The organism is Siminovitchia sp. FSL W7-1587 (assembly GCF_037963795.1).
Lineage (GTDB): Bacteria > Bacillota > Bacilli > Bacillales > Bacillaceae_C > Siminovitchia > Siminovitchia thermophila.
The window spans coordinates 2337152-2356672 of the sequence record NZ_CP150169.1 but is presented as its reverse complement, the minus strand read 5'-3'; the positions used below and the strand labels follow the sequence as shown (position 1 = coordinate 2356672).

Genomic DNA, 19521 nt, shown 5'->3' with positions numbered 1-19521 from the left:
AAGGTGTACATATAATTTGGAGGGTAAACTTGTGATAATTCGGAAAAAGATACCATTTTTAGCGTTTTTTCTGTCGTTACTTATGTTCGTTAGCATGATCACTGTTCCTGAACGTGCTTCCGCTGAGGATGCGCTCGATATTAACGCGGATGCGGCAATCCTCGTTGAAGCAAGTACAGGAAAGGTACTGTACGCAAAAAATGAAGATACTGCGCTCGGCATTGCCTCAATGTCCAAAATGATGACTGAGTATCTAATGTTCGAAGCGATTAAGGATAAAAAAATATCTTGGGAACAGGAACAAACCATCAGCGATTATGTTCATCAGGTTTCTATTGATACAAATCTTTCAAATGTACCGCTTGAAGCGGGGAAAAAATATACGATTCGACAATTATATGAAGCGATGGCGATTTACTCGGCAAATGGCGCCACGATCGCCATTGCCGAAGCCATTGCCGGTTCCGAGAAGAAGTTTGTCGACTTAATGAACAAAAAAGCGGAAGAACTGGGTCTTGAAAACTATAAGTTTGTCAATTCCACCGGTCTAAACAATAAGGATTTAAAAGGCAAACATCCAGAGGGAACCAAGCCAGAAGATGAAAATATCATGTCTGCACGATCAATGGCAAAACTGGCTTCCCGTCTGATGAATGATTATCCCGAAGTATTGGAAACAACGAGCATACCTGAGAAAGAATTCCCTGGTAAGCCTGGAAAAATGGTGAACTGGAACTGGATGCTCCCATCTCTAGATTTTAGCTATGAAGGCGTAGATGGATTAAAAACCGGGACAACAGACTTTGCTGGGTACTGTTTTACCGGGACGGCTAAACGGGATGGTTTAAGGGTTATTACGGTTGTCATGAACGCGAAAGGAAAAAACGGCCAAGGTGATTACAAATCCAGATTTAATGAATCCAAAAAAATGATGGACTATGCTTTTACAAACTTCTCTGTAAAAGAAATATATCCGAAAGGTTATCAAGTAAAAAATAATAAAACGATACCTGTCATAAGCGGAAAAGAAAAATCTGTCTCCATTCAGTCTGAATCCCCTTTAAAAGTGGTAGTGAAAAACGGGGAAGAAAAAATGTACAAACCTCGTGTTAAAATAGATAAGAAGAAATTGAATAAAGAAGGGAAATTGACCGCACCGATTAAAAAAGGTGAAAAAGTGGGCGTTCTGGAAGCCGCATATGAGGGAGAAGATCCTTACGGCTTTTTATCAAAAAGCAAAACGGCATCTGTCAATATGGTGACAGGAGAAAAAGTGGAGAAAGCCAATTGGTTTGTTCTAATGATGCGCGGAATAGGCGGCTTTTTCGGCGATGTTTGGGATAGCTCGGTTAAAACAGTCAAAGGTTGGTTTTAAAAAATATCTGTTGGTTTAGAAAAGCGGACAGATGACAATTATATAGATAAGACAGTACATTTGCATTCCACTTGGATATGTAGTATATTATCAACAAAATACGAGCGAATGCGTTGAGAGGAAATAGTAGCGGAACAGTGTCCTTTAAGAGAGCCGGTGTTTGGTGAAAACTGGCGGCACTGCCTGTGAATCCGTCCTTGAGCAAAATGCCGAACCGCCGATCATTTCGGGCAAGTAAGCATTTTCGGGATCACCCCGTTATCAGGCAAAGAGGAAAGCTCAGGCTTTCAATTTGGGTGGCAACGCGGGTAAACTCTCGTCCCTTTGGGATCGGGAGTTTTTTTGTTTAAATAAAATATTTTGGGAGGTAATCGTATGCTGGATATGAAGGTTCTTCGAGGGAATGTAGATGAAATCAAGAAAAAATTGCAGCATCGCGGCGAGGATTTGGCTGATTTAGATAAGTTTGAACAACTTGATCAAAAACGGAGGGAAATGATTGTTCAATCGGAACAGTTAAAAAATAACAGAAATGAAGTTTCAGAAAGAATCGCCCAGTTAAAAAAAGAAAAGCAAAATGCCGATCATTTGATTAGTGAAATGCGGCAAGTCAGCCAGCAAGTAAAGGAATTGGATAGAGAACTCCGTGTGATTGAAGAAGAGTTGCAGCAATTACTTTTAGCTATTCCCAATATTCCTCATGAAAGTGTTCCGGTAGGAGAGACGGAAGATGATAATGTAGAGATAAGAAGATGGGGTAATGTTCCACAATTTACATTTGAGCCGAAACCGCACTGGGAATTGGCCGATGACTTGAATATATTGGACTTTGAACGGGCGGCAAAAGTTACTGGAAGTCGATTTGTCTTTTATAAAGGCCTTGGAGCCAGGCTTGAACGGGCTCTCATTAATTTCATGATGGATCTTCACGTGGAAGAACACGGGTATGAGGAGATGTTGCCGCCATACCTTGTGAATCGTGCAAGTATGACGGGAACGGGACAATTGCCGAAGTTTGCGGAGGATGCGTTTCATGTTGAAAGTGATGATTTTTTCCTTATCCCGACTGCGGAAGTCTCAGTGACCAACTACCATCGAGATGAAATATTGGACGGCGATCGCTTGCCGATTAACTATGTGGCTTACAGTGCATGTTTTCGTTCAGAGGCCGGGTCTGCGGGGCGAGATACGCGCGGCTTGATCCGCCAACATCAATTTAATAAAGTGGAATTAGTTAAATTTGTAAAACCGGAAGATTCTTATGCCGAACTTGAGAAACTGACAAACCACGCGGAAAAAGTATTACAGCTTTTGAATTTGCCGTATCGCGTCATGAGCATGTGTACAGCGGATCTTGGTTTTACAGCAGCCAAGAAATATGATCTTGAAGTATGGATTCCGAGCTATAAAACATACAGAGAAATTTCTTCTTGTTCAAACTTTGAAACGTTTCAGGCAAGAAGAGCCAATATCCGTTTCCGCACTGAACCAAAAGCCAAACCGCAACATGTGCACACGCTGAACGGATCTGGCTTGGCAGTAGGAAGAACGGTGGCGGCAATCTTGGAAAACTACCAACGAGAAGACGGAAGTGTTGAAATTCCGGAAGTGTTGCGCCCTTATATGAGAAATAAAGAAGTCATTAACTGAAAGAAGCGGTTCAAATGAGCCGCTTTTATTTTTTCACTACATTAAAATTGTCAGTAATCAAGAGCCAGTTTTGTGGAAAAGACAGCCCAAGTTTCCAATAGCCGACACCCCGAAGATCGAGCTCTTTAACCAAATCAAATTTTGCCTGGATGGAACGCGCATCTTCAAACCAAACTTCATGCCTGTTCCCTTCTCCGTCCGTATAATGAAAAAAAGGGGCTTGTGCAGTTGTATCGTATTCGATGGCTACATTGTTTTCAAGGGCAATCCGAATGGCCTCCTGGGGGCTTACAGCTTTTGCCGTCGTTCCCTTGACGAACGGAAGCGTCCAATCATAGCCATACAGATTTTGTCCCATCATGATTTTACGTGAAGGCATTTCGGTTAGCGCGTACTCCAATACATCCCGAACTGGTCCAATGGGGGAAACAGCCATTGCGGGACCGCCGCTGTAGCCCCATTCATATGTCATGATCAAAGAGTAATCGACAATTTCGCCGTGCGCCCGATAATCATGCCCCGCATACCATTCCCCCACCTGTGTAGCACTTGTTTTGGGAGCAAGTGCCGTGGAAATGATATAGCCTTCCGCATGGAAACGGTCGCGTGCTTTTCGAAGAAATTGGTTATAAGCTTCACGATCTTCCGCTGCAATCCTTTCAAAATCAAAGTGAATATCGGTAAAGCCGACCCTTTTGGCTTCTGTTGCAATATTTTCCAAAAAAGTTGTTTGCACTTGTTCATTTGTAAGCAAAATATGAACAAGTTCAGTATTAAATTGTCCTTCTTCCTGGTTGGCCAAGACCATGGCGAGAGATGTGTTGTTTGCGCGGGCAATTTCGGGAAAACGATTTAACTGGGGGGGATCTAATGTTCCGTCACGTTTTGGCAAGTAAGCAAATGGAGCCAAATATGTTAAGTAAGGAGATGCTTCTCTCGCACTCGACTCCAAAACGGGGGATACGGTCCCCGTACGCCTCGGCTCGACATAAGCTAAAAACTCTCCTTCTCGCTTTGGTCCCTGTGGGATATAGAGCCGCAAGCCAACCCGAATAGGCTGGTTGACACTAATCCCATTGATTCGGGCAAGCTCTTGATAAGAAATGCCAAATCTTCTCGCGATTGTATAGAGGCTGTCACCAGGCTGTACCCAATAAAACCTGCCGATAATCGGAATGACAATCGCTTGCCCGACCACAAGCCGATCGGGATTTTGTAAATCATTGGCTTCCGTTATGATAGCTGGAGCTATCCCGTACAAGGAAGCGATCGAGGACAAAGTCTGATTGGGCTCGACGACATGGATTTGCATGTTTACCCTCCTTAACCACCTTAGTCAAACGTTTATCTTGTCCCATTGTATGCATGCCAGGAAAATTAAAGACCTCTAATAAAAAATTTTGGTACAATCATATGTAGCAAAAATGAGGAGAAAAACGATGGAAAATGAAGAGAAATATATGAATGTTGCAATTGAAGAAGCAAAGAAGGCCCGCTCAATTGGTGAAGTTCCCATCGGGGCTATCATTGTCTTAAATGGGAAAATCATCGCTAAAGCATCAAACCGACGGGAAACGGAGCAAAATGCCGTAGCGCATGCCGAAATCATCGCCATTCAGGAAGCTTGCCGGACACTAGGGACATGGCGTCTTGAAAATGCGGAACTATATGTAACGTTGGAGCCATGTCCGATGTGCAGTGGCGCTATCATTTTATCGCGTATAAAAAAAGTCGTATACGGAGCTTCTGATCCAAAGGCCGGTTGTGCGGGAACACTTATGAATTTGCTTTCTGATGCCCGCTTTAATCATCAAAGTGAAGTGGTCGGCGGAGTATTGGCGGATGAATGCGGAGAGCTTCTAAGCCAATTTTTTCGTGAACTTCGCAGGAAAAAGAAGGGATAAAGTGAAGCTTCAATAGCCGGATAGTTCCACAGAAGGTGGACCATGCAGACATTGCCATAGGATATGTTCTTAGCTTGCCAGTTAACTGTATCCGACTGATTGTTAGTAGAACCAATCGGGCATATACTGGCAGTCGATATCCAATGTCATTTCACTCACAATTTTTTAAAAAGGTGATTTTACTGCCAGTTAATGCCGGACAAACTTTCCTTTAGTAAACATTGATTTTATGCTGAAAAAGTGGTACAATAATTCTTACCGTGCTAGACGGGGAAATAGCGGAGCCCTGTACCCGCAATCCGCTCCAGCGGGGTTGAATCCCTTCCCGAGGCTGTTGTTTTGTAAGGATCTGCCTCAAGTAAGTGGTGTGGACATCTGGGTCCTGCGCAATGGGAACCCATGAACCATGTCAGGTCCGGAAGGAAGCAGCATTAAGTGGGCCATCCCATGTGCCGCGGGGCAGCCTGGATCGAGCTAACTGCTAGAGTAACACTTATGAAACACTGTCGACGGAAGGTGCACGGCAATCCATTCAATATCAAATCCATCTGCAATGGCAGATGGATTTTTTAGTTTTCAGTGAAAAAAAAGTATATCGGAGTGTATGTGTATTCGATTCGAGGGATTGCTATCTGAAACTTTTTCCTCCTATATCCCGTATAAGAGGAAAGTGAGGTGTTTGTGATGAAGAAAAAGCTTGTTTTCATATTGATTTTGTTTATGATTGGGGCATGGCCTATTCAGACTATGGCAGTGGAATTTTCGATAACGGATGTAACCATCGATGCCTATTTGCAAAAAAATGGGGATGTGCGAGTGACTGAAGTCCAATCTTATTCTTTTGATGACAAATTTCGCGGAATTACCCGGGAAATAATTCCGAAGAAAGGTGCGGAAATAACCGATTTTACAGCGAATGAAGGCGAAAAAGAGCTAAAAGTAAAGAAAGAAAAAGATTTATATAAAGTGTCTCGAAGCGGGAGCGATGAGAATATTAGTGTAGAACTCCATTATATGATTAAAAACGGTCTTTCTAAGCATCCTGATATAACAGAGTTTTATTGGCCTTTTTTTGATAAACGCAATGAAGCGGATTATGGGAACATGACTATCACGGTCCATCCCCCTGCTGAAACGGATGATGTGATTGCCTTTGGGTATGATGAATCGTTCGGTAAGGAGAAGGTTGGAAATAGCGGTGCTGTTACATTCCAGTTACATAAAGTGGAAGCTGGTGAAAATGGGGATATTCGGGTGGCATATGATTCGGCATTATTTCCGGACTTGACTGAAACCTCTGATCAAGAAATGCGCGAAACATTGCTGGATGAGCAACAAAAGTTGATTGACAAAGCACAAACATTTGCGGAAAACAGGGAGAAAACCTCATCAGTTGGAAAATGGTTCTTATTGATATTTGGTGCTCTTTTTATTGGGGTGATCGCATCTGAGGCAATGAAGAGTAAACAAAGAAAACGAGCAGCCAAAAATGAAATTAATAGCAGGAAATATATGATTCCAAAACAAAAGTTGAGCATGCCGGCTATTCTTTATTTTTTATATCAATTTTCACCGGAACTGCTGGCGGCAGCTTTAATGGATCTTGTACGAAAAGGATATGTCCGGCAGGTTTCAGAGGACCGGTTTTTGCTGCTGGATGGGGAAGCGGAAAAAGCTCATGAAAAGATTTTGCTTCGTTTGCTCTTTGAAAAGGTGGGGGGGAATAAAACATTTACCCTGAATGATTTGGAACAGTACATACAGTTGGAATCGAACCATGATCGATATGAGGAAGAAATAAGCCGATGGAAAGATGCAATCAAAAAAGAGATCGATCAATCAAATCTCCATGAAAACAATCCATTATTAAAATGGACGCTTGGAACGACGGGTACGGCTATGCTTATTGCTTCTGCTTTTTTCATCATCTATGACCTATATGGACTCATGTTCCAGGCAGGGGCATTGGGACTCGCCAGCTTATGTTTGGCTATATTTTATAAGCCTATCTCATATGAAGGTATGCTTTTAAAGGAGGAGTGGAACAAGCTCGAAAAAGAGTATGAGCAAATTCCTGTCTCCGAATGGGAACAATCAAGCGAGGATGATAAAAAGCGTTTGCTAATATATAGTATGGGGACGAAAAAGAACCGTCTGGCGGATTATTTTAGCCAAGTTATTCAAAAGAATGAAACAAGCGTGGCCAGCTACTCTACGGTGGACGTTTTCTTCTATTCAGGGTTGAACACTGCTTCTTCATTTGCATTAGCAGATGAACATATAATGAATACGGCTTCTGCTGACAGTTCCGACACCAGCTATTCCGGAGGTGGCGTTGACGGCGGCGGAGGAGGCTCAGGTGCTTTTTAAAGACATTCGTCATTACGGATTGTTTCTGTAATTTCTTGCCTAATTAAGGTATAATATAAACAGCGAAATTCACTAAAATGGCAAAGAAAGGGGGAGAGGCATTGAGTTACCAAGCATTGTATCGAGTTTGGCGCCCACAGGCTTTTATAGATGTAGTCGGCCAGGAACATGTCACCAAAACGTTGCAAAATGCTCTCCTCCAACAAAAAATATCCCATGCTTATTTATTTTCCGGTCCCAGAGGAACTGGAAAAACAAGTGCGGCCAAAATACTGGCAAAGGCAGTAAATTGTGAACGCATGCCGGTATCTGAACCGTGTAATGAATGTGCGGCCTGTCAAGGCATCATGGACGGGTCCATCTCTGATGTGATTGAAATTGATGCCGCATCCAACAATGGAGTTGAAGAAATCCGCGATATTCGTGATAAAGTAAAGTATGCGCCCAATGCCGTATCCTACAAAGTATACATTATTGACGAGGTGCATATGCTGTCCATCGGAGCCTTCAATGCATTATTAAAAACATTGGAGGAGCCGCCCCGACACGTGATTTTCATTTTGGCAACGACAGAGCCCCACAAGATTCCGTTAACGATCATTTCTAGATGTCAGCGTTTTGATTTTAAAAGAATCACCGCGCATGATATTGTAAAAAGAATGGTTCATATTGCAAATGAAACAGGTTTGAAATATGATGAAAAGGCATTACACGTAATCGGCGCTGCTGCCGAGGGAGGCATGAGGGACGCTTTGAGTCTGCTCGATCAAGCGATTTCCTTCAGCACGGATATGGTAACGGTGGAAGACGCACTGACGGTAACCGGCTCCATTTCCCAAAGCAGTTTGAACAAGTTGGCGAAGGCCATTCACGAGAAAGAAGTTGCTGTTGCTTTGGGCGCCCTTGAGGAGTTGCTTTTGCAGGGGAAGGATCCAGCTCGGTTTTCGGAAGATTTTATTTTATACTTTCGCGACCTTTTGCTTTACAAGACGGCACCCGAGTTGGAAGAAGCAATGGTCCGCGCCCAATTGGACGAGGATTTTAAACAGTTATCTGAATCAATGCTTCCTGAGCAGATTTATGAATACATCGATATATTAAGCAAAACACAGCAGGAAATGCGATTTTCAAATCATGCACGCACTTATTTAGAGGTTTGCCTTGTGAAACTATGCCAAACGCAAGTGAAATCTTTCCCAAATGACGCGCCTGAAGTGACAGAACTGTATAAAAAGATCGAGGCGCTTGAAAAAGAGATAACATTGTTGAAAGAACAATCAACCAAAAGATCGGCAGAAGCAAAAAGCGATCCGGCTCCAAGAAAAGCGGTCCGAAGCAATGCAAAAGATTTTCGGGTCAATGCCCGACCCATCATGCAGGTTTTGGAGAATGCAACACGCCAGGATTTAAATGCCATTAAAAGCTGCTGGGGAGACTTGCTTGAATCGTTGAACGGTCAAAAAATGGTGCAACTGGCGGCACTTCTCCACGATGCAGAACCATCCGCCGCTTCATCGAATGCGTTTGTACTAAAATTTAAACATGATATACATTGCCGGATGGCCATGGAAAATGAAACATATTTTCAAACGCTGTCTCAAACGTTGGAAGAACTGGCCGGTACAGCTTATCAAATTATCGCGGTTCCCGAAAAGCAATGGTCGGAAATCCGCCGGGAATTCATAGAAAAGAAAAAGCCGGATGGCGACCAGGTGAAAACGAATGAAGAAGATCCTCTCGTTGCCGAGGCGCTCAAGCTTGTTGGGGAAGATCTTCTCGAAATCAAAAACTAATTTTCTATCTTGGAGGTTTTTAATGATGCGAGGAATGGGAAATATGCAAGGCATGATGAAGCAAATGCAAAAAATGCAAAAGAAAATGGCGAAAGCCCAGGAAGAGCTTGGTGAAAAGAAGATAGAAGGCACAGCTGGCGGCGGTATGGTCACCGTTATTGTTTCCGGCCATAAGGAAGTGCTTGAAGTCAAAATTGATGAAGAAGTTGTCGATCCCGACGACATTGAAATGCTTCAAGACCTTGTATTGGCCGCGACAAACGATGCGCTTAAAAAGGCCGAAGAATTAACGAGCCAGACGATGGGACAATTTACAAAAGGATTAAACCTTCCTGGCTTTTAGGAGGTTAACAACATGCACTATCCAGAACCAATATCCAAGCTGATCGACAGCTTTATGAAACTGCCGGGAATCGGGCCGAAAACAGCTGCCCGCCTGGCGTTTTTCGTTCTTGGCATGAAAGAAGACACCGTCCTTGATTTTGCGAAAGCATTGGTCAATGCAAAAAGGGATCTTGGATACTGCTCGGTTTGCGGGCATATTACTGATCAGGACCCTTGTTATATTTGTAAAGAAGAACGGCGTGACCGCAGCGTCATTTGTGTTGTTCAGGAGCCGAAAGATGTGATTGCCATGGAAAAAATGAAAGAATATACAGGTCTTTATCATGTCTTGCACGGATCTATTTCTCCTATGGAAGGAATTGGACCGGAAGATATCAACATTCCGGATTTGCTTAAAAGGCTTCAAGACGAAACCGTTCAAGAAGTGATTTTGGCGACGAATCCCAATATAGAAGGGGAAGCGACAGCCATGTACATTTCCCGGCTTCTAAAGCCATCCGGCCTTAAAGTGACAAGAATTGCCCACGGACTTCCGGTTGGCGGCGATCTTGAATATGCGGATGAAGTCACTTTATCAAAGGCATTGGAAGGCAGAAGAGAAGTTTTGTAAGGAGAGGCGCCGCATGTTTCAGAGAAAAAAACTCCGGAAAGAATATGATCAAAAATTTGTTGAACTGATTGAAGAGACAAAAAATAATTGGCTTCATTTAAAACAATTGATGCATTTAAGTTATGGGGAGCATGATGAATTAAAATACAAAGCGCTCATGGCAAAAGCAAAATATATTTATCTTTTACGTGAAGCGAAATTAAGAAAAGTATCAATAAAAAAATAACTACCAAGCCGCCTGCCGTTCTTTTTGGACAGACCGTTCATACAATAAATAATATAGGACGGGAGAACAGGAGGGGAAAGCTTGGAGTCCATTATCATTATTTCATCATTGGCTGGTCTTATCATTTTTTTGCTCATATCGGGAAGGCCCGGTCGGCTGATTCGATTCATTGGTCAATCAGCAATGAAGCTGGTCATCGGAGCGCTATTTTTATTTTTTTTAAATGCCTTTGGCAATCAATTTGGTTTGTACGTCCCAATTAATTGGATCACCGCCGCAATTTCAGGTTTTCTAGGATTGCCGGGTGTTGCAGCTTTGTCTCTCATTCAACTATATGTGATTCCATGAAACATTCGCCAAACCGTGGCGGGTGTTTCGTTTTTTTCTGTTTTTTAAAAGACAAACACAGTAACTGTCTACCCTGCATAGAATTTACAAAGCAATGATTTTAAAAACTAACAAATCTTATAAATTGTGTATACAATTTATCCAGCTGGGTACACTACTTTGTGTGGAGGTGGAGAGATGGAAAAGTGCATTATTTGCGAGCAGCCGAAAAAAATCGGTATACATCTTTATACATCGTTTATCTGTACGGAATGTGAGAGAGAAATGGTCAAAACGGACACGGATGATCCAAAATATAAGTTTTACATTGAACAAATGAAGGTTATTAAAGAAACGAAAATCGTGACATAAAAACCAGGCTTTTGCGGATACAGCCCGGTTTTTTTTGTTTTTTCCACCCCGAATTAACTGGCAGTATGCCCCCACTGCAAGAAATCGCTGGAAGTTGAGAATGTACGGGGGATCAACTATCAGTAAGCCCAAATGGCTTAACTAACAACAAGTTTCGCTTTATAGTAAAATATGATGCGGGGGAGGCAGTTCGCTTCCTTCTTGCTGGGGGATGAGTGACCAATGAAAGATCTGGTGTGAATCATGACAGGTTTCAAGGGAAACAGCAAAAGGTTCATTTCCGGTAAAAAGAACGTTATACTAAACGACATATATAGTTTGCGGAGGTAAAGGGATGTGTGGATTGTTTATTACTGTGGAAGGTCCTGAGGGAGCGGGAAAAACGACTATTATTGAAAGACTGCGTATGGATTTTTCCGCTTCCGGGGTACCTGTTCTTGCTACCCGTGAACCGGGAGGAATAGAAATTGCCGAGAAGATCCGAACGATTATTTTGGACAAAGAACATACGATGATGGACGGAAGAACGGAAGCTTTGTTATATGCGGCCGCGCGCCGTCAGCATTTAACGGAAAAAATTATACCGGCACTTCGACGCGGCACGCTTGTATTATGTGATCGTTTTATTGACAGCTCCCTTGCTTACCAAGGATTTGCCAGGGGGCTTGGGATTGATGAGGTATATGCGATTAATCAGTTTGCCGTCAATGGCTTGATGCCTGATATAACGCTATATTTTGATATTGAACCTGAGGCGGGGCTGAAACGAATTGCCAAACACGCGGGAAGGGAGATTAACCGCCTTGATTTGGAAACGATTGAATTTCACCAAAAAGTACGAGAAGGTTATAAATTGCTGTTAAACCGTTTTCCTGAGCGTATGATGGAAATTGATGCGAGCCAACCGCTGGATAATGTTTACGAGGCTGCAAAGAATATTATTGAAGAACAATTGAAATCATACGAAACAAAGTAATGGTACTTTTTATGGCTGCAAAGAATATTATTGAACAACAATGTAGAAATATGGTTGATTCGAAATAGAAGATGTTTGGATATAATGGATCATATAACGATGTCACATATTCGTTTAACTGATATAATAATGATAATAACAAATATTTGTTTTTCACTTTTTTAAAGGGGTGATATACATGAAGTTGATAATGGCCGTAGTTCAAGACCAGGACAGCAACCGGTTGATGAACGCGTTGGTTGAACATAATTTTAGAGCTACTAAACTTGCGACGACAGGCGGGTTTTTAAAATCGGGAAATACAACATTCATGATTGGGACAGAAGATATCCGTGTGGAAAAGGCGCTCGAAGTCATTAGGGAAAATTGCAAATCTCGGGAGCAATTAATGGCTCCGGTTTCACCAATGGGAGGAAATGCCGACTCCTACATTCCTTATCCAGTTGAAGTGTCCGTTGGGGGAGCCACGGTTTTTGTCCTGCCAATCGAGCAATTTCATCAATTTTAGGGTAGCTTATGAAAATTAACGAGACATCCAAATCAAGATCAGGACACTTCGTGACCGGGCAAAAAATAAAACGTACGGACAACCCCAGATTTTCCGAGATGATTTCCTTTCAAGGGATGAAACTGCAAGAGGAGCAGCTTGCCACGTTAATGGCCGATTTATCCGCAGCTGGCGAACGGCTTGGAAAGACGCGGAGTTTCCAAGACTTGGCTAAATATAAACAGCTTGTTAAAAGGTTTGTTCAGGAAGCTGTTGAATTCGGCATGAACTTAAAACAATCTCATAGTTGGAATCGATTTTCTGACGGAAGAACGCTTCAGATTGTTGAGACGATAGATGAAAAATTGATTGAGTTAACGAATGACATACTGAAAGAAGAACAGCAGTCCATTTATATTTTGGATAAGATTGGCGAAATAAAAGGGCTGCTCATTCATTTATACACGTAAGGGTGAGTTACCGGTGGCCAAAAACTGGGAACAATTTACACGCGAACAGCCCGTCGCGGCTAGACTGTTAAAAAATAGCATTCAATACGGCCGTATTGCCCATGCATATTTATTTGAAGGCGAACAGGGCACAGGGAAACGCGCGGCAAGCATGTTGCTCGCATCCAGCATGTTCTGTGAGGATAGTCGTGATCATATGAATCCATGCGGCCGCTGCAGCAACTGTAGAAGAATTGAAAGCAGCAACCACCCTGATGTTCATGTCGTGGAGCCGGACGGTGCTTCCATTAAAATAGATCAAATACGCTCATTGCGGACTGAATTCAGCAAGTCGGGTATGGAATCAAAGAGGAAAATATACATTCTCATTGATGCAGAAAAAATGACCGTACAAGCGGCCAACAGTCTGCTCAAATTTTTGGAGGAGCCGCATGTGCAAACGATGGCAATCCTCGTTACAGAGCAGCCACAGCAAATGTTGCCGACCATTATGTCAAGGTGTCAAAAAGTACCATTTCACCCATTAAGCCGGGAACAGCTTTTGGAAAAGCTATTGCATTCGGGGGTTCATGAAACAAAAGCGGTGCTGTTGGCCGCTGTAACGAATGATTTGGAAGAAGCCGTCAGGCTGAATGACGAAGATTGGTTTGCACAAGCCCGAATGATAGTGTTAAAATTATATGACATCTTAAAAGAAAATCCGCTCTATGCAATGACCGCATTACAAAATGATTGGTTGAGCCATTTTAAAGATAGGTCTCAGCTTGATTTAGGCTTATCGCTTTTACTGCTTTTATATAAAGATTTGTTTTATATACACTTGGGGAAGGATCGGCAACTAGTTTATCCGGATATAAAGGAAAAACTGGAAAAAGATGCGCTGCAAACGTCGCTAAGAAGGATTTCGGAACAAATAACAGCCATTTTGGAAGCCAAGAAAAAAATACACGCAAATATGAATCCTCAGCTGTTAATGGAACAGCTTGTGCTGAATTTGCAGGGGGGACCTTCTTTTGTATAATGTAGTGGGTGTCCGGTTTAAAAAAGCCGGTAAAATATATTATTTTGATCCCCAGGATCATCCTGTTGTCAGGAATGACTATGTCATTGTTGAAACGGCAAGGGGAATAGAATTTGGAAAAGCCGTTACAGACAAGAAACAAGTAAGCGAACATGATGTTGTGTTGCCGCTTAAAAAAATTGTCAGGATTGCCGATCAGGAAGATAAGCAAAACGTTGAAGAAAATAAAATACAAGCAAAAGAAGCATATGAAATCTGTTCAAAAAAAATCACCGAGCATCAACTTGATATGAAGCTCGTCGATGTTGAATATACGTTTGACCGCAACAAAGTCATTTTTTATTTTACCGCGGACGGACGGATTGATTTTCGGGAGTTGGTAAAAGACCTGGCCTCTATTTTCCGTACAAGAATCGAATTGAGGCAAATTGGCGTAAGAGATGAGGCCAAAATGCTTGGAGGGATTGGACCGTGCGGGCGTATGCTCTGCTGTTCCACTTTTCTGGGTGATTTTGAGCCTGTTTCGATCAAAATGGCAAAAGACCAAAATTTATCGTTAAACCCAACAAAGATTTCCGGATTATGCGGCCGGCTTATGTGTTGTTTGAAATATGAAAACGACGAATATGAAGCGGCTAAAGCAGAACTTCCTGATGTAGGGGATGTTATTCGTACGCCGAATGGCTCGGGAAAAGTGATTGGCTTAAATATTTTGGAAAGAATTTTGCAAGTGGAAATGTCCGGTCAGGAGCGGATTTTAGAATATACGTTAGAAGAGATTACAGCTAAGAGTGTGACGTCTGTTCAGGCCTCGGACTAATGGGGTGGTATGATGAAAGATAAGAAGGAACTCTATGATTCAGTCAGTAATATGGAAATGCAAATCGGCCAGTTATATCAGCAACTTGGCGAATTAAAGCAGTATTTGGGGGAGCTGATTGAAGAAAATCATGCCCTAAAACTGGAAAACGACCATTTGCGTAGACATTTGAATCAAGAAATGGATCAGGAAAATTTCTTATCGGCCGACAAAAAAAAGGACGAGCACGTTGAATATGATCGAATGAAAGAAATTGGTGAGGGCTATGATAATTTGGCCCGCTTGTATCAGGAAGGCTTCCATATTTGCAATATCCATTTTGGAAGCCCGCGCAGGGATGAAGATTGCCTATTTTGCCTATCCTTCTTGAATAAAAAATAAAGACGAACAAAGGCCTTCCTATATTTGGGAAGGCTATTTTCAAGTGCGGCAAGATGTCTGCTGTAATGGAGTGAGAAAACGTGATAGAGTTATACGAAGACGAACGGCTGGATTATCTTTTGGCCGAAAATCTTAAAATCATTCAAAGCCCGACAGTGTTCGCTTTTTCACTTGATGCTGTCTTGCTGGCCCGCTTTGCTTATATCCCGATTCAAAAGGGAAATATTATTGATTTATGCAGTGGTAATGGGGTTGTGCCGCTTTTACTAAGCAGTAAAACGAAAGCCGCCATTACAGGTGTGGAAATTCAAGAGCGCCTCTATCAAATGGCTGTCAGGAGCATTCGATACAACCGGCTTGAGGATCGAATTCGAATGATTCATGGTGATTTAAAGGAAATCACCGAAACAGTCGGTTACGGCAAGTTCGATGTTGTCACATGTAATCCTCCTTATTTCGCCTCTCCCTCCCCACATGTTATGAATGAAAATCAATATTTGGCCATCGCCCGCCATGAGATTCTTTGTTCGTTGGAAGACGTCATTCGTGTGAGCAGCCAGCTGTTGCGCCAGGGGGGCAAGGCGGCTTTTGTCCACAGGCCCGAAAGGTTGCTCGATATTTTAACGCTGATGAGGCAATATCGGCTTGAGCCCAAGCGCCTGCGCTTTGTATATCCGAAAAGCGGAAAAGAGGCGAATACGATTTTGGTGGAAGGGACAAAAAACGGGAATGCCGGTTTAAAGACGCTGCCTCCTTTGTTTGTCTATGACGAAAATAACGAATATACGCCTGAAATTAGAGAGATTTTATATGGAGAACAATAATAAACATTATTTTTACGTACTTGAATGCGGCGACGGATCATATTATGGCGGCTATACGGTGGACCCCAAGCGCAGGCTGGCGGAGCATAATGCTGGCAAGGGGGCAAAATACACAAGGACAAGAGTGCCGGTGAGCATGATTTATCTTGAGGAGTTTGGGGAAAAAGGGGAAGCATTGCGGGCCGAATATGCTTTCAAGCGTCTGTCGCGGCACCAAAAAGAGCAATTTTTAAAGGCTGGTGAACAAGATGCGCAGTCAGAAAAGCAATCATGAAAGTGTCGAAGGAATCCTTTATTTAATACCTACTCCGATTGGAAACTTGGAAGATATGACGTTCCGGGCCATTCGGCTCATGAAGGAAGCGGATGTCATCGCTGCCGAAGATACGAGGAATACAAAAAAATTATGCCATTACTTTGAAATTGATACTCCCCTCGTAAGTTATCACGAGCATAATAAAGAATTAAGCGGCCGCCAGATCGTTGATCGATTAATGAAAGGGGAAAAAGTGGCGCTTGTAAGCGACGCCGGAACGCCCTGCATTTCCGATCCCGGTTTTGAAATGGTCAAAGCTGCGATTGAAAAAGGAATTTCGGTCATTCCTTTGCCAGGGGCCAATGCTGCGATTACAGCGCTTATTGCTTCGGGACTGCCGCCGCAGCCATTTTATTTTTTCGGTTTTTTGCCGCGGGGGAAAAAAGAGAAGAAAAAAGCGCTGGAACGTTTGAAGTTTCAACAAGGAGCGATCCTTATCTACGAAGCGCCCCACCGTTTGAAAGAAACACTCCAGCATATGCTGGATATATGGGGAAACCGGAAAATAGTCCTTTCCCGGGAACTGACAAAGAAGTATGAGGAATTTTTGCGCGGGACGATCCAAGAAGCGCTTGATTGGACGAAAACCGAAGAAATTCGCGGAGAATTTTGTTTGGTCGTTGAAGGAAGCAGAGAAGAGAAAGAAGAAGAACCATCATGGTGGGCGCCACTCACGATAAAGGATCATGTGAATCAGTATATATCAGAGAAAGGAATTCAGGCCAAAGAAGCCATCAAACTTGTTGCAAAAGACCGGAAGGTGCCCAAACGAGAAATTTATCAAGCTTATCATATCGGTGAATCATAATGAGGCTAACTATATAAAGTCAATACTGTTATTGGTGAATTCTATCCATTTTCTCAGTGAAAATTAGGCATGACAAAAAAGCTTGATGATTCAAAAATGTAAATTTGGATCATCGAGCTTCTTTATGCTGGGACACAACTAAATCAGCTAATGAAAAAACGAACAATAAAGTGAAACTTCATTCAGTAGGGCTTCTACTGAATGTTAGTTGAACCAATTGGGCACCTTATATGCGGGATAAATTGTCCCAGTGTATCATACGCAAGCTTTTAGCGTAGTCAAAATAGGTAGACCCCTGAGGGAATAGCTCGAGCTGAAGATCCCGCAGGAAAGCGACCTTTGCTTTCCGAGGAAGCTGAAGAGACCTGCGGAAAGCGATGATGGGGATTTTTTTACACAAATAAGGGCTGGAACATAGGTTAAAAGCTGATAGATATTCGTAAAAATCGTGAGAATAAAGCCGCGTGAAATCAAGGTTTTTAAACTTGATTCCATGCGGTTTATTTCATTTTCACAGGGTTTTGTCCCGGCCCTTTTGCTATTTCGTATTTGCTTATGTTCCAGTCTCTTTTTTGCTTGAAGAATACGCTAAAGGCCCATTGCTTTTTTAAAAATCAGATGGTACAGTAATTATACATTAATTCATAGTATTTTTATAAGAAAAGGGGGAAATGGGGTTGACGCGAAAATTTGATAAGTTGTTTGACGACTGGTCAAAAACATATGATCAAACGGTTAGTGGCCGTGACATTGAATATAAAGAAGTATTCGAAGGATATGATGACATTCTTTTGGAGGTTGCAAAAAAAGCAAAAGGGTATATATTTGAATTTGGGGTAGGTACGGGAAACTTGACAGAAAAAATGATCAAGATGGAGAAAGAGGTATATGGCATTGAACCTTCCAAAGGAATGAGAAACATTGCTCGCCATAAATTGCCTGGGGCGACAATTGTTGAAGGAGATTTTCTCGAATTTCCAATGCCGGAACGAAATCCGGATACAATTGTCAGCACATATGCATTCCATCATTTGACAGATGCGGAAAAAGCGGATGCCATTCAAAACTTTGGAAAAATGCTCGGAGAAGGAGGCCGAATTGTTTTTGCTGATACAATTTTCGTGAGTATTGAAGTGAAACAGGATATGATTAAGGAAGCGGAAAGCAAACAATTTAATCGCCTGGCAGCCGATTTGAAGACAGAGTTTTATCCGACTATTTCCACAATGAATCATCTATTTGGCGAAGCAGGCTTTGCTGTAACCTTTACACAAAAAAATCGTTTTGTATGGCTTATGGAAGCGACTAAAAAGGAGTGAGCGATGATGGCAAATCAAAAGATGAATGTTGAAAGTTTTAATTTGGATCATACGAAGGTGAAAGCCCCATATGTCAGGCTTGCAGGTGTCATCAAGGGAGAGAAAGGAGATATCATCAAGAAATATGATATCCGTTTCTGTCAGCCGAACAAGGAACATATGAAGATGCCGGCACTGCATTCATTGGAACATATGATGGCCGAATACAGCCGGAACCATTCCGACAAAATAGTGGATATCAGTCCAATGGGGTGTCAAACTGGCTATTATATGTCTCTTGTGAACCATGATGATTATGAAGAAGTGTTACACATTTTAGAGAAAACATTGAACGATGTGTTGGAAGCGACAGAAGTACCGGCTTGTAACGAGGTTCAATGCGGATGGGCTGCTAGTCATAGTTTGGAGGGCGCCAAAGAAATCGCTCGGAAGATGCTGGATCATAAAGATGAATGGAAGGAAGTTTTTTGAATCACTACGTGAAAAAAGCCGTTTCCTTAAGGATGCGGCTTTTTTATCGTTATACTCCTAGTTCTTTCGCTTTAAAAGCTTCCTGAATTTCATTGATGAGCTGGTCCGCGCCTTCCTTGCTTAATACCAATTTTCCCCCTGCGAGCAGCACGTTGTCATCTGAAACATTTCCTGTTATATGGCAGGTCATGGTTGGCTTGTACTTTTTCAAAATAATTTTCTCATCATCAACATATATTTCCAACGCGTCTTTTTCTTCAATGCCAAGTGTCCGCCTAAGCTCAATCGGGATGACAACCCGTCCAAGTTCATCCACTTTTCGCACTATTCCGGTAGATTTCATTACATTGCCCTCCCCAATTTCTCTTCTCTCTTTCACCCATTTATATCAAAACGATCGTGTTTTATAGCCTATGTAGCTACATCAATAGTACCAGTCTTTCCCATATCCGTCAATTATTAAATAAAGAATTTGTAAATTTATTGAATATAATGGCCTATGAAAAGTTGACTAGTTTTGTCAATATTGGTAATTAAATAAGAATTTCTATTTGTTATAATAGCCCTCAAGTTGCAGGATTGTTATATTTCACGTATATTTTTACTGTAGAAGAGGACATGATGATGGCAAAAACCGTTTAATATATAGTCCATTA

23 protein-coding genes, 1 other RNA gene and 1 other annotated feature are annotated in these 19521 nt (G+C 42.2%); of the genes, 22 read left to right on the top strand and 2 right to left on the bottom strand.

Annotated features, from left to right (window positions below):
* The first annotated feature begins 82 nt into the window (after positions 1–82).
* Positions 83–1375 carry a serine hydrolase gene (locus NST31_RS11105; protein WP_077111909.1) on the top strand — a complete coding sequence of 431 codons (1293 nt, stop codon included), beginning with the start codon at positions 83–85 and terminating at the stop codon, positions 1373–1375.
* Positions 1376–1479: 104 nt separating this feature from the next.
* Positions 1480–1702, top strand: a binding site (T-box leader).
* Between the two features lie 48 nt (positions 1703–1750).
* Complete coding sequence (gene serS, locus NST31_RS11100; RefSeq protein ID WP_077111897.1) at positions 1751–3025, top strand: serine--tRNA ligase; 1275 nt, start codon at positions 1751–1753, stop codon at positions 3023–3025.
* Positions 3026–3050: 25 nt separating this feature from the next.
* On the opposite strand, the gene NST31_RS11095 is transcribed toward serS, so the two are convergent.
* The gene (locus tag NST31_RS11095) at positions 3051–4337 is read right to left on the bottom strand and encodes a glycoside hydrolase family 18 protein (RefSeq protein ID WP_077111896.1); all 1287 of its coding nucleotides are present in this window, start codon (positions 4335–4337) and stop codon (positions 3051–3053) included.
* 127 nt (positions 4338–4464) lie between these two features.
* Here NST31_RS11095 and tadA point away from each other — a divergent pair, with 127 nt between their 5' ends.
* From tadA to NST31_RS10995, 20 genes are all read left to right on the top strand, one after another.
* Positions 4465–4929 (top strand): tRNA adenosine(34) deaminase TadA, encoded by a 465-nt coding sequence (gene tadA / locus NST31_RS11090; protein WP_077111895.1) that lies wholly within the window; start codon positions 4465–4467, stop codon positions 4927–4929.
* Between the two features lie 258 nt (positions 4930–5187).
* An RNA gene (ffs, locus tag NST31_RS11085) (signal recognition particle sRNA large type) lies at positions 5188–5453 on the top strand.
* 160 nt (positions 5454–5613) lie between these two features.
* On the top strand, positions 5614–7299 hold the full coding sequence (locus NST31_RS11080) for a DUF2207 domain-containing protein (RefSeq protein WP_339160611.1): 1686 nt from the start codon (positions 5614–5616) through the stop codon (positions 7297–7299).
* Between the two features lie 101 nt (positions 7300–7400).
* A complete protein-coding gene (gene dnaX / locus NST31_RS11075; protein ID WP_339160609.1) occupies positions 7401–9092 on the top strand; it encodes a DNA polymerase III subunit gamma/tau in 1692 nt (563 codons plus the stop codon).
* 22 nt (positions 9093–9114) lie between these two features.
* Positions 9115–9435 carry a YbaB/EbfC family nucleoid-associated protein gene (locus NST31_RS11070; protein ID WP_171973904.1) on the top strand — a complete coding sequence of 107 codons (321 nt, stop codon included), beginning with the start codon at positions 9115–9117 and terminating at the stop codon, positions 9433–9435.
* 12 nt (positions 9436–9447) lie between these two features.
* On the top strand, positions 9448–10047 hold the full coding sequence (gene recR, locus NST31_RS11065; protein ID WP_077111892.1) for a recombination mediator RecR: 600 nt from the start codon (positions 9448–9450) through the stop codon (positions 10045–10047).
* A 13-nt stretch (positions 10048–10060) separates the two neighbouring features.
* Positions 10061–10273, top strand: coding sequence for a YaaL family protein (locus NST31_RS11060; RefSeq protein ID WP_077111891.1), 213 nt, complete (start codon positions 10061–10063; stop codon positions 10271–10273).
* Between the two features lie 81 nt (positions 10274–10354).
* Entirely contained in the window at positions 10355–10621 is a 267-nt protein-coding gene (locus NST31_RS11055) for a pro-sigmaK processing inhibitor BofA family protein (protein ID WP_077111890.1), read from the top strand.
* Positions 10622–10798: 177 nt separating this feature from the next.
* Positions 10799–10972 (top strand): sigma factor G inhibitor Gin, encoded by a 174-nt coding sequence (locus NST31_RS11050; protein ID WP_339160606.1) that lies wholly within the window; start codon positions 10799–10801, stop codon positions 10970–10972.
* A 334-nt stretch (positions 10973–11306) separates the two neighbouring features.
* A complete protein-coding gene (gene tmk, locus NST31_RS11045) occupies positions 11307–11948 on the top strand; it encodes a dTMP kinase (protein ID WP_077111888.1) in 642 nt (213 codons plus the stop codon).
* A gap of 178 nt (positions 11949–12126) precedes the next feature.
* Positions 12127–12456: a cyclic-di-AMP receptor gene (locus NST31_RS11040; protein ID WP_077111887.1), complete on the top strand. Its 330-nt coding sequence runs from the start codon at positions 12127–12129 to the stop codon at positions 12454–12456.
* 8 nt (positions 12457–12464) lie between these two features.
* Positions 12465–12905 carry a YaaR family protein gene (locus NST31_RS11035; protein WP_339160603.1) on the top strand — a complete coding sequence of 147 codons (441 nt, stop codon included), beginning with the start codon at positions 12465–12467 and terminating at the stop codon, positions 12903–12905.
* A 13-nt stretch (positions 12906–12918) separates the two neighbouring features.
* Complete coding sequence (holB, locus tag NST31_RS11030; protein ID WP_077111885.1) at positions 12919–13926, top strand: DNA polymerase III subunit delta'; 1008 nt, start codon at positions 12919–12921, stop codon at positions 13924–13926.
* A complete protein-coding gene (locus NST31_RS11025) occupies positions 13919–14746 on the top strand; it encodes a stage 0 sporulation family protein (RefSeq protein ID WP_077111884.1) in 828 nt (275 codons plus the stop codon). The genes holB and NST31_RS11025 overlap by 8 nt, the downstream gene beginning before the upstream one ends.
* Positions 14747–14758: 12 nt before the next feature.
* Positions 14759–15127 (top strand): DNA replication initiation control protein YabA, encoded by a 369-nt coding sequence (gene yabA, locus NST31_RS11020; protein ID WP_077111883.1) that lies wholly within the window; start codon positions 14759–14761, stop codon positions 15125–15127.
* A gap of 80 nt (positions 15128–15207) precedes the next feature.
* Positions 15208–15951, top strand: a complete 744-nt coding sequence (locus tag NST31_RS11015; protein ID WP_339160602.1) for a tRNA1(Val) (adenine(37)-N6)-methyltransferase — start codon at positions 15208–15210, stop codon at positions 15949–15951.
* Positions 15938–16225: a GIY-YIG nuclease family protein gene (locus NST31_RS11010; protein ID WP_339160601.1), complete on the top strand. Its 288-nt coding sequence runs from the start codon at positions 15938–15940 to the stop codon at positions 16223–16225. Before NST31_RS11015 ends, NST31_RS11010 begins: the two co-directional genes overlap by 14 nt.
* Entirely contained in the window at positions 16200–17075 is an 876-nt protein-coding gene (gene rsmI / locus NST31_RS11005) for a 16S rRNA (cytidine(1402)-2'-O)-methyltransferase (RefSeq protein WP_077111880.1), read from the top strand. Before NST31_RS11010 ends, rsmI begins: the two co-directional genes overlap by 26 nt.
* A gap of 677 nt (positions 17076–17752) precedes the next feature.
* Positions 17753–18394 (top strand): class I SAM-dependent methyltransferase, encoded by a 642-nt coding sequence (locus NST31_RS11000; protein ID WP_077111879.1) that lies wholly within the window; start codon positions 17753–17755, stop codon positions 18392–18394.
* Between the two features lie 3 nt (positions 18395–18397).
* Positions 18398–18865: an S-ribosylhomocysteine lyase gene (locus tag NST31_RS10995; RefSeq protein ID WP_077111878.1), complete on the top strand. Its 468-nt coding sequence runs from the start codon at positions 18398–18400 to the stop codon at positions 18863–18865.
* A gap of 49 nt (positions 18866–18914) precedes the next feature.
* Here the strand turns inward: NST31_RS10995 and NST31_RS10990 are convergent, their stop codons facing one another.
* Positions 18915–19208, bottom strand: a complete 294-nt coding sequence (locus tag NST31_RS10990) for an AbrB/MazE/SpoVT family DNA-binding domain-containing protein (protein WP_077111877.1) — start codon at positions 19206–19208, stop codon at positions 18915–18917.
* Positions 19209–19521 lie beyond the last annotated feature (313 nt).